8 protein-coding genes are annotated in these 8432 nt (G+C 69.8%); 6 read left to right on the forward strand and 2 right to left on the reverse strand.

The window, feature by feature from the left end:
* The first annotated feature begins 34 nt into the window (after positions 1–34).
* Genes ASD06_RS14710 through ASD06_RS14735 form a run of 6 tightly spaced genes read left to right on the forward strand, consistent with a single transcriptional unit; the run spans position 35 to position 6101 of the window.
* A complete protein-coding gene (locus ASD06_RS14710; RefSeq protein WP_056679271.1) occupies positions 35–1126 on the forward strand; it encodes a hypothetical protein in 1092 nt (363 codons plus the stop codon).
* Positions 1126–2166 (forward strand): NAD(P)-dependent oxidoreductase, encoded by a 1041-nt coding sequence (locus tag ASD06_RS14715; RefSeq protein ID WP_056679274.1) that lies wholly within the window; start codon positions 1126–1128, stop codon positions 2164–2166. Before ASD06_RS14710 ends, ASD06_RS14715 begins: the two co-directional genes overlap by 1 nt.
* Positions 2163–3392 (forward strand): class I SAM-dependent methyltransferase, encoded by a 1230-nt coding sequence (locus tag ASD06_RS14720; protein WP_082538074.1) that lies wholly within the window; start codon positions 2163–2165, stop codon positions 3390–3392. The genes ASD06_RS14715 and ASD06_RS14720 overlap by 4 nt, the downstream gene beginning before the upstream one ends.
* A gap of 14 nt (positions 3393–3406) precedes the next feature.
* Positions 3407–4249, forward strand: coding sequence for a sugar phosphate nucleotidyltransferase (locus ASD06_RS14725; RefSeq protein ID WP_056679277.1), 843 nt, complete (start codon positions 3407–3409; stop codon positions 4247–4249).
* Positions 4246–4893, forward strand: coding sequence for a PIG-L deacetylase family protein (locus ASD06_RS14730; protein ID WP_082538075.1), 648 nt, complete (start codon positions 4246–4248; stop codon positions 4891–4893). Before ASD06_RS14725 ends, ASD06_RS14730 begins: the two co-directional genes overlap by 4 nt.
* Positions 4890–6101 (forward strand): class I SAM-dependent methyltransferase, encoded by a 1212-nt coding sequence (locus tag ASD06_RS14735; RefSeq protein WP_056679280.1) that lies wholly within the window; start codon positions 4890–4892, stop codon positions 6099–6101. The genes ASD06_RS14730 and ASD06_RS14735 overlap by 4 nt, the downstream gene beginning before the upstream one ends.
* Here ASD06_RS14735 and ASD06_RS14740 read toward each other — a convergent pair.
* Positions 6088–7023 carry a glycosyltransferase family 2 protein gene (locus ASD06_RS14740; RefSeq protein WP_082538076.1) on the reverse strand — a complete coding sequence of 312 codons (936 nt, stop codon included), beginning with the start codon at positions 7021–7023 and terminating at the stop codon, positions 6088–6090. The two genes, ASD06_RS14735 and ASD06_RS14740, sit on opposite strands and share 14 nt — an antisense overlap.
* 37 nt (positions 7024–7060) lie before the next feature.
* Positions 7061–8266, reverse strand: coding sequence for a glycosyltransferase family 4 protein (locus ASD06_RS14745; protein WP_056679284.1), 1206 nt, complete (start codon positions 8264–8266; stop codon positions 7061–7063).
* Positions 8267–8432 lie beyond the last annotated feature (166 nt).

Consider the following 8432-nt stretch of genomic DNA (forward strand, 5'->3'; position numbering starts at 1 on the left):
GGTTGCGGTTTGCGAGGACCAAGGAGAGCGGTACGTGACGGAGTCGGTCCGGAGCCAGACCGGTCACAGCGTGGACGTCGGCAGGGCGCGGGAGCTCCGCCGCGGTGACACCGTGCGGGTGCGCTCGGCGCGCGAGATCGAGTCGAGCCTTGACGAAGCCGGCGAGCTCGACCGGCTCCCGTTCATGCCGGAAATGCTGCCGCTGTGTGGGCAGACCTTCACCGTGCAGGCGCGCGCCGACAAGACCTGCGACACCATCAACCTCACGTCCTGCAGCCGCAAGATGGAGTCGACGGTGCACCTCGTGGAGGCGCGCTGTGACGGCTCGGCGCACGGTGGCTGCCAGGCGGGATGCCTGCTGTTCTTCAAGGAGGACTGGCTGGAGCGCGTCGATGCGGGCACGCCCGCAGTGACGGCCGAACCGCCGTCCGACGAGCTCGTGCAGCGGCTGCAGACAGCCACTCAGGTCGACGCGGAGACGTACCGGTGCCAAGCCACCCAGCTTCTGGAGGCCACGACGCAGCTGAAGGGGCACAAGCACTTTCTGCGCGACGTCAGCACGCGCAACGCGCCTCCACGCCAGCTCGCGCGCGGCTTCCTCTACACGTTCATCGACCGCTACCAGCGGTTCTCCCGCCGGCTGCCGGCTCGTCTGCGCATCAACGGCGGCGACCCCTTCCCTGACGTGCGCGGCCCGTGGGGCGGCGAGCGCGGCATCACGCCGACCCAGGACTCCGGTATCCAGGCGGGTGACCTGGTCGAGATCAAGAGCCTGCCCGAGATCATCGCGACGCTCGACCACCGCCAGCGCAACCGCGGCCTGTGGTTCGACCGCGAGATGATGCGCTACTGCGGCCGTCGCGTGCGGGTGGTGCGGCGAGTCAACCGGCTGCTCGACGAGGCGACCGGCCGCATGATCGTCACCAAGAGCCCGTGCCTGATCCTCGACGGCGTGGTCTGCGAGGGCGACTTCCACTCGTTGTGCCCGCGCCGCGACTACGCCTTCTTCCGCGAGATCTGGGTGCGGCGCGTCCGGCCGGACGGCACGGTCGAGCCCGACCACGACGCCCTCACGACGCCCACCAACACCACCAACGACACCACGAACGCAACCGGGAGCAACTGATGCGGGTTCTCGTCACGGGTGACGGGGGGTACGTCGGCGCGGTCCTGGTGCCGGTGCTCGCCGCCGCCGGGCACGACGTCGTCGGCCTGGACGCCGACTGGTACGCCGGCTGCGACTTCGGCCCTGGCCCGCAGCCGACCATGCGGCGTACCGGCGACATCCGCGACGCGCGTCCCGAGGACCTCGAGGGCCTCGATGCGGTCGTGCACCTCGCGGCCATCTCCAACGACCCCATCGGGCACCTCAACCCCGAGGCCACCTACTCGGTGAACGCCCACGGCGCCGTCCACCTCGCGCAGGTCGCCAAGGCGGCGGGCATCGAGCGGTTCGTCTTCTCCTCGTCGTGCTCGCTGTACGGCGCGGCCGGGAGCTCGGCCGTGGGGGAGGAGGCCACGTTCAACCCGGTGACGCCCTACGGCGAGAGCAAGGTGATGGCCGAGCAGGGCATCGGCAAGCTGGCCGACGACGGCTTCAGCCCGACCTACCTGCGCAACGCGACGGCGTACGGCTCCTCGCCCCGGCTGCGCGCCGACATCGTCGTGAACAACCTGACGGGTACTGCTTTCACACGCGGTGAGGTGCGGCTGCAGAGCGACGGCTCGCCGTGGCGGCCGCTCGTGCACGTCGAGGACATCGCGCGGGCGTTCTTGGCCGCACTCGAGGCGCCGCGCGAAGTGGTGCACGACCAGGCCTTCAACGTCGGCCGAGACGAGGACGTCGTGCAGATCCGCGACATCGCGGTGAAGGTGGCCGAGGCGCTCGGCGCTCCGGTGACGTTCGCGGAGGGCGCGGGCCCTGACAAGCGCGACTACCGCGTCAGCTTCGCGAAGATCCACGACCTGCTGCCTGCCTTCGAGCCGCAGTGGACCGTGCCGCAGGGCATCGACCAGCTCGCGGCCGACATGCGGCGGTTCGGCCTGGCGGCCGAGGACTTCGAGGGCCCGCGGTTCGTGCGGCTCAAGCGCGTCGAGGAGCTCATGCGGGCCGGCGTGCTCGACGACAACCTGGTGCGCCACGACACCGGGGCAGGTGCCGCGTGAACGCCCCCCTGTGCCGGCTGTGCGCCAGCCCGCTCGACCACACGTTCGTCGACCTGGGCATGTCGCCGCCCTGCGAGAGCTACCTGGCGGCCGACCAGCTCGACCAGGGTGAGACGTTCTACCCGCTCCACGTGCGCGTGTGCTCGTCGTGCCTGCTCGTCCAGCTGCCCGAGTACGTGACCGCCGAAGACATCTTCAGCCACTACGCGTACTTCTCCTCCTACAGCGACTCGTGGGTCGAGCACGCGCGGCGTTACGTCGATGAGGCAGCCGAGCGGCTCGGGCTGGACGAGTCGTCGTTCGTGGTCGAGGTCGCGAGCAACGACGGCTACCTGCTGCAGCACGCCAAGGCGCGCGGTCTGCGTGTGCACGGCATCGAGCCCGCGGCGAACGTTGCGGAGGCGGCCGTCGCCAAGGGGATCGACACCACGGTGCGGTTCCTGGGTGAGAAGTCCGGTACCGAGCTGGCCGACGAGCACGGCAAGGCCGACCTCGTCGTCGCCAACAACGTCTTCGCGCACGTGCCTGACATCGTCGACTTCTCGCGCGGGCTGCGCGCGCTCGTCGCGGACGGCGGCACCATCACGATCGAGATCCCGCACCTGCTGCGGCTGGTGGAGGGCCGCGAGTACGACACGATCTACCACGAGCACTTCTCCTACCTGTCGCTGCTGACGACCCAGCGGGTGCTCGCTGAGGCGGGGCTCACCGTCGTCGACGTCCAGGAGATCCCCACGCACGGCGGCTCGCTGCGCACCTGGTCGATGCCGACCGAGCACGCGAGCGAACCGTCAGCCGCCGTGGCGAAGGTGCTGGACGACGAGCGCAGGGCAGGTCTGCACACCCTGGAGGGTCACGACGGGTTCGCGCCGGTCGTGGCGGCGGCCCGCAACGACTTCGTCGAGTTCCTCATCGCGCGCGCGCGTGAGGGCGCCAAGGTCGCGGGCTACGGTGCGCCCGGCAAGGGCAACACCCTGCTGAACCACTGTGGGATCCGCGCCGACCTGCTGTCGTTCACGGTCGACCGCAACCCGTTCAAGCACGGCAAGTTCCTGCCAGGCACGCACATCCCGATCCACGCGCCGGAGAAGCTCGCGGAGGAGCGTCCGGACTACATCGTGATCCTGCCGTGGAACCTCAAGAAGGAGATCACGGCCCAGCTCGAGTACACCCGGGAGTGGGGCGCGAAGCTCGTCGTCCCCCTGCCGCACCTCGAGATCTTCTGAGGTCGGAGGCTGAGATGAAGGTCGTGCTGTTCTGCGGCGGGCTGGGGATGCGCATGCGCAGCGGCGCGGACTCGGCCCCGAAGCCGATGATGCCCATCGGCGACCGTCCGGTGCTCTGGCACATCATGCGGTACTACGCGCACTACGGGCACAAGGAGTTCATCCTCTGCCTCGGGTACGGCGCGCAGTCGGTGAAGGACTACTTCCTCAACTACCAGGAGACGGCGTCCAACGACTTCGTCCTCAGCGACGGCGGCCGAAACATCGAGTTGCTCGGGTCGGACATCAGCGACTGGCGCATCACGTTCGCCGACACGGGGCTGAACACGTCAATCGGTGAGCGGCTGCGCCGGGTGCGCCACCACCTGGGCGACGACGAGATGTTCCTCGCCAACTACGGCGACGTGCTCACCGACGCCCCCATGGATCAGGTGGTGGCCAAGTTCGCGGCCAGCGACGCCGTGGCGTCGATGCTCGCGGTCAAGCCGCAGGAGTCCTTCCACGTCGTGCACATGGGCGACGACGACCGCGCCACAGGGTTCCAGTCGGCGGCCGAGCTGCCGCTGTGGATCAACGGCGGCTTCTTCGTGCTGCGGCAGGGCATCTTCGACTACCTCGGCGAGGGCGAGGACCTGGTCGGTGACGCCTGCCCCCGTGCCGCACGCGAGGGCCTGATGATGGCCCAGTCCTACCGAGGGTTCTGGGCGCCGATGGACACGCTGAAGGAGCGTGCGGCGCTGGAGGAGCTGTACCGCACCGGGGTCAGCCCGTGGATGGTGTGGCGGCAGCCGAACGGCATTCCGGCACTACGCATCCCTGCGGTGGCCGAGCCGGCCGTGACCCTGGCTCCCGCGTGATCGAGCTCGCGCTGCCACAGGGGCGCCTGACGGTGCTGGCGGTGGGCGCCCACCCGGACGACATCGAGATCGGTTGCGGGGGAACGCTTTTGGCATTGAGCGACGCCCGCGACGTTGCCCTGTCGCTGGTCGTCGCCACCGGCTCGAGCGCGCGCCAGGCCGAGGCGGCGACAGCCGCGAAGACCCTCGGCGCGTCAGCCGACGACCTGCACCTGCTCGGCCTCGCCGACGGCCGGCTCCCCGCGCAGTGGGCCGAGCTGAAGCAGGCGCTGGAGGATCTGGCTCGGTCGGTGCGGCCCGACGTCGTGCTCGCGCCGAGCCGCGCCGACGCCCACCAGGACCACCGGTTGCTCGCCGAGCTCGTGACGACTGTGTGGCGCGACGCGCTCGTGCTGCACTACGAGATCCCGAAGTGGGACGGCGACCTCGGGCGCCCCACCCACTACGTACCGCTGACGGACGAGCAAGTGCAGCGCAAGCTTGACCTGCTCTACGGCAGCTTCTCGTCGCAGCACGGCCGCGACTGGTGGGACGAAGAACTGTTCCGCGGTCTGCTGCGGATGCGCGGTGTCGAGTGCCGCGCGCGGTACGCCGAGGCGTTCGTTGTCGCGAAGGCCGTCATCGACCTCGGCCGACGACCGTGAACGCGTCCGACGTGGACCTGCAGAGATGCCCGCTCTGCGGCACGGACGGCGGCCGCGTCGTGCACCGCGCCGAGGCCGTCCCGGTGCACTCCTGCCTGCTGGTGGACTCCCGCGACGACGCGCTGTCGCTACCTCGCGGCACCGTGACGCTCGTGATGTGCGAGCACTGCGGGCACCTGGCGAACCGCAGCTTCGACGAGGGCCTGACGGCGTACTCCGGGCGGTATGAGGATTCCCAGGCCTTCTCACCGACCTTCACGGCCTACGGCACGTCGCTCGCCGAGCGCTGGGTCGGAGAGCACCGCTTGCAGGGGCGCCGGGTACTGGAGATCGGTGCCGGACGCGGTGACTTCTCGCGGATGCTCGTCGGCGCAGGGGTCGCGGGCGTGGACGCCATGGACCCGACGATCGTCGCCACGCGCGCAGGCGACGACGAGGGCGGCCGGATCCGGTGGGTGGCCGAGGCGTTCGACGACACGACCGGCGCTGCGGCGGTGCGCGACGTCGACGCGGTGACCTTCCGGCATGTGCTCGAACACGTGAACGACCCGCGCGCGCTGCTGGGTGCCCTGCGTGCGGCGCTCGGTGAGCGCACCGACGTCCCGGTGCTCGTCGAGGTGCCGGATGCCACGCGGGTGCTCGCCGAGGGCGCCTTCTGGGACGTCTACTACGAGCACTGCGCCTACTTCGTGCCCTCGACGGTCGCGGCGCTGTTCGAGGCCTGCGGCTTCGAGGTGCGGGACGTCTCGCTGGTCTTCGACGGTCAGTACCTGCTGGTCACGGCCTTCGCCGCGGGGGTGCCGTCGACCCCCCACGCGGCAGTGGTGTCCGCTAGCGAGCTGCGCACGGTCGAAGAGCTGGCTGGCGCGTTCGAGGCGCGCGTGGAGGCGACGACCCGTCGGTGGCGCGGCGAGCTGGACGCGAGGTCGCGCAACGGTTCCGACGTCGTGCTGTGGGGTTCGGGATCGAAACCCACCGCGTTCCTGTCGGCCATGGGGCCGCTCGCCGCGACCATCAGCCGAGTCGTCGACGTCAACCCGTACAAGCAGGGTCGTTTCATGCTCGGCTCGGGTCTGCCGATCGTCGCACCCGCGTCGTTGGCCGCTCAGCCGGCCGACCTGGTGGTCATCATGAACCCCGTGTACCGCAACGAGATCGAGAACAACGTCCGCACGCTGTGCCCCGACGCGCAGGTCACGGTCGTCTGAGGGTGCGGCGTCCGGCTGCCACCGGAGCCACTACCCGGGCGCGAGCCCGGTGTCGCAGCTCGGAGGCGACCACGCGGCCGTTGCGGTTGTGGCGCAGCCAGGGCCCGAGCGTGGCGAAGCAGCGCCTCCGCTCGGCCGGCGTGAGAGGCGCGCGCCAGATCGCCGAGACGTAACCGGCGAACAACATCGTCCGCACCATGGGCCGGTCGGCAGATGCGGCCGGATCGAACCACTGGGCCACCTGCTCAGGGGTGTGGACACCCACTGACGACTCGGCGTGCCGGCGACTGTAGAACAGCCGTTCCGGGACCTGGTGCCAGCGACCGCGCAGAGCGAGCTCAACCAGCAGAACGGCATCGGAGCTGTTGTGCGGGCGCAGCAGCCGCGTGTCGAGCAGCACGCGTCGGCGCATGAGCCCGTAGACGGGGTAGCACCAGCACAACAGGGTGTCGACGTTCTCGGCGCACAACAGGTTGTGAAGTCGCTCGCTCGCCCTGGTGCCTTGCCACGGTAGATCGCTGCGGTACTCCTCGACGACGCGGCCCTCGTCGTCCATGACGTACGTCAGCGGGTAGGCGAGGACGAGGTCGGGATCAGCCTGCAGTGGCGCCAGGCAGGCCTCGATCAACCGCGGGTCCATCTGGTCGTCGTAGGAGTACCACCGGAAGTACTCGCCCCTCGACGCGTGCACGACCGCGTTGTGGTTCCAGGCGGCTCCGCGGTTCTGCTCCTGCCGCAGGTAGCGGACGCGCTCGTCGGCTGCGGCGAATGATCGGCAGATCTCCTCGGTGCCGTCGGTGGAGCCGTTGTCGCTGATGACCAGCTCGAGATCGGTGTGCGTCTGCGCGAGCGCGGACTCCATCGCGAGGGGGAGGTACTTCTCGCCGTTGTAGACAGGAAGCCCGATCGAAACCAAGCTCATGAAGGCTCCCCGGCAGACGCTGTCAGATGGAGCATGATCATAAGTTGCCGCGGTCGGTCCCCACGGCGGTTCCGCGCAACTGCATCCCTTCGGAGTAGGCCGTCAGTAAGCGCTTGGCGGCTTCGTCCCAGGTGAGGGTCCGGCTGGTGCGAAAGGCCGCGGTGGCCAGCTGCCGACGACGGGACGGTTCGTCGAACACCCGGCGCAGCTGCTGGGTCAGCCTGTCGACGTCGCCCACCTCGTGCACCAGGCCGTCGACGCCGTCGGTGACGGGCGCCCCAGTGGCTGCTGACACCAGGGGGATCACCCCGCTGCCCATGGCCTCCAGGGCCACCAGCGCGCTGCCCTCGGTGTAGGACGGAAAGAGGAGCACATCACACTCGCGCATCAGGTCGGCCACTGAGTCCACGAACCCGCGGACCTCGACCCCGGGGGCGGCCAACTGGTGCGCGTAGTGCGCCGCGAACTCCGGCTGCATCGAGCCGGCGATCAGGAACCGACCGCGCTTGCCGATGCCAGACCGTTGCCAGGCGTCGAGCGCCAGGTGCAGGCCCTTGGCCGCTTCACCACGACCCACGAACACGGCGGTGAAGGGACGCGTGGAGTCGGCAGGGCCTGGTGCGTAACGGAACACGTCGAAGCCGTACTGCTGGCGGATCAGTCGCTCCCGAGGCGTTCCCCGCTCGACGAAGGTGCGCTCGACATAGGCAGATGGGACGAGTAGGACGTCGACGGCGTCGAACTCGGCCTGCTCCTCGGCCAGGCGCTCCGGGTCCGCACGGTGCGAGGAGCGGTCGGCCACGGCGACACCCGCGTCCTGCGCCGCTCGGGCGGCGTCGGCGAAGGCGCTGGCCGTGTGTGCGCTGGGCACGTCGCGAACGGCCAGGACTCCCGACGCGCGCGCAGCCCGGCTGGTGCGCAGCACCGCCCGGGGCCAGCAGTGCACGACGTCGAAGTCCGACCCTCGTCGTCGCAGCACCTGAGCCACGCGCCAGTCGTGGTAGGCGTAAGCGTTCGCCTGCCCGATGGCGCGGTGCGGCACTCGACGCCCTGCAACGACCATCGTCTCGACCACGCGGAGGCCGGCAGGCAGCCGCTTGCGGACGCTGGTGCAGTAGACGGTCACCGGCACGCCCAGCGCGTGCAGCCCGACGACGTGCTGCCATGCCGCCTCATTGATGCCTTGGTCCCCGCCCAGGGGGTGTGGGAAGGAGTACAGGACGCGCGGCGGTGCGGTGCTCACAGCTCTCCGTGGATCTCGCGAAAACAGGCGACGGGTGCTGCCCACCAGTAAACCGGCGTAGCAGCACCCGTCGCGGGCGTTTCAGCAGATCAGCGCTCTGACCTCACTTGCCTCCGGGCAGGGAGACGGCCTTGCCGTCCAGGGTGTTGCCGGACTGGGTGAAGTA

This window comes from Angustibacter sp. Root456 (assembly GCF_001426435.1).
Lineage (GTDB): Bacteria > Actinomycetota > Actinomycetes > Actinomycetales > Angustibacteraceae > Angustibacter.

Coding starts and splice junctions, on each gene's coding strand:
- ASD06_RS14715 (WP_056679274.1), top strand. CDS start 1,126: ATGCGGGTTCTCGTCACGGGTGACGGGGGGTACGTCGGCGCGGTCCTG.
- ASD06_RS14725 (WP_056679277.1), top strand. CDS start 3,407: ATGAAGGTCGTGCTGTTCTGCGGCGGGCTGGGGATGCGCATGCGCAGC.
- ASD06_RS14740 (WP_082538076.1), bottom strand. CDS start 7,023: ATGAGCTTGGTTTCGATCGGGCTTCCTGTCTACAACGGCGAGAAGTAC.